The organism is Aeromonas sp. HMWF014, from assembly GCF_963878295.1.
Lineage (GTDB): Bacteria > Pseudomonadota > Gammaproteobacteria > Enterobacterales > Aeromonadaceae > Aeromonas > Aeromonas popoffii.
The window spans coordinates 1-1,589 of the sequence record NZ_CAWNYS010000180.1 but is presented as its reverse complement, the minus strand read 5'-3'; the positions used below and the strand labels follow the sequence as shown (position 1 = coordinate 1,589).

At 60.7% G+C, this 1,589-nt stretch carries 1 protein-coding gene and 2 pseudogenes; all 3 read right to left on the bottom strand.

Annotation, left to right across the window (positions count from 1 at the left end; translation table 11 throughout):
• Positions 1-634: pseudogene (locus tag AAC083_RS07060) on the bottom strand (flagellar hook-length control protein FliK); the annotation flags it as partial.
• Positions 635-726: 92 nt separating this feature from the next.
• Positions 727-1,167, bottom strand: a complete 441-nt coding sequence (gene fliJ, locus AAC083_RS07055) for a flagellar export protein FliJ (protein WP_108536182.1) — start codon at positions 1,165-1,167, stop codon at positions 727-729.
• Between the two features lie 26 nt (positions 1,168-1,193).
• A pseudogene (gene fliI / locus AAC083_RS07050) lies at positions 1,194-1,589 on the bottom strand (flagellum-specific ATP synthase FliI); the annotation flags it as partial.

Genomic DNA, 1,589 nt, shown 5'->3' with positions numbered 1-1,589 from the left:
CTGGATGACAGGAAAGCAGCCACCGGCGCCGCCTTGCTGCCTGTTGTGCCAGCAAGGCGGCGCCGGTGGCTGCTTTCCTGTCATCCAGGGTAAGTGGCTTGTCACCCGCACCAACGAGAACGTCAGCAGCTTCGGCGCCCTCCCCCTCTTGCGGCAACATATTGCCGTCCGTGTCCACGGCTGGCGCGTTCACAACTAGGCTAAGGGACGTCGGGGAGACAAGGCTGGTGTCCTGCTTGAGGGCATCTTGCAGGCGCTGTAAGAAATCATTGGGAGAGGCACTGCTCTCGGCCTCCTCCGTTTTTTTCTTGTTATCGTCGATGGCCGCCGTGCCTTCGGCATCATTCGCCAAAGATTTGGCATCGGCGTGCTTGTCACTGGCGCGTTTGTCACCGGCCACTTGGTCAGTAACGACCTGACTACCGGCCTTCGGCTCGCTCGCAGCCGTCTGAGAGCCCTTGGTCACCGGCGCTCCCGCTGTCCGAGCCTTGGCCATCACATCGGAGAAACCGCCTTTCGGCTCACCCTGTGGCGTCCGTTCGCCGCTATCGGAGGCTGGGGGAAGCGGAGCACTCTTGTCGGCAGGCGCAGCAGCCTGAACGGGAGGGGGTGGGGTTAGCAGTGTCTGCATCATGATGAAAATCCCTGACGACAATCGGGTTCTGGCGCGGCCCTCACGAACGCGATGGTGGTGAGGCGCACACTGGATGGGCAGAATAAAGCAAGTTACAGGCCAGAATGATGGAAGCGGCGCAGCATGGTGTACTCATCCAGCATCTTCTGCTCCTGACGCTGGGCCTTCTGCTGCTCACGCCCGGCCTGCTTGGCCAGCAGCAACTCCAACGCCTTGCGCCTCTGCTGGGCGGCCAGCCACTCTTCCCGCCGCAATGCCAGTGCCTGGCGCACCTGCAGCACACCTTCGTACTGTTGGGTGGCCGCTTGCTCGAGCTTGTTGATAAAGGCGTGGTACTGGGCATTCTGCTGGGCAGCTATGCCCTGCAGACCGCGATCTGTCCACTGCTGATGGTAGATTTGGCGATACTGGTTGAGCGCCTCCTGCTGCTCCATGAAGATTTTCAGATCCTGCTGGGCCTTCGCCAGCGCCAGCGCCGCCTGCTGTTCGGCCTCCACCAGCCGCTCGGACAACATCACCAAGCCTTTACTCATGACAACCTTCCCTCTTCATCCTATCGTCAACGCATCAGGGGCATGGCCACCAGCTGCAGGGATTGCAGGCCCTCATCGTAGTGAATGACCTCGCGCATCCCCTGCTGCAAGAACTGATCCAGATAGGGTTTTTGAATGATGGCGCGATCGATGCGGGGATCCGATCCCTGGCTGTAAGCGCCTATGGTGATGAGATCCCGGTTCTGCTGATAGAGGGAGTAGAACTGCTTGAGGGTACGCGCCAAGTCCATATGTTCCGGCGAGGTCACCATGGGCATGACCCGGCTGATGGATTTTTCGATGTCAATGGCCGGGTAGTGGCCCGCATCGGCCAGCTCGCGCGACAGCACGATATGACCATCCAAGATGGCCCGCGCCGCATCGGCGATGGGGTCTTGCAGGTCATCCCCCTCGGTCAGCAC

Bases quoted from the DNA above. Each gene is read 5' to 3' on its own strand.
- fliJ (WP_108536182.1), bottom strand. From the start codon at position 1,167: ATGAGTAAAGGCTTGGTGATGTTGTCCGAGCGGCTGGTGGAGGCCGAA.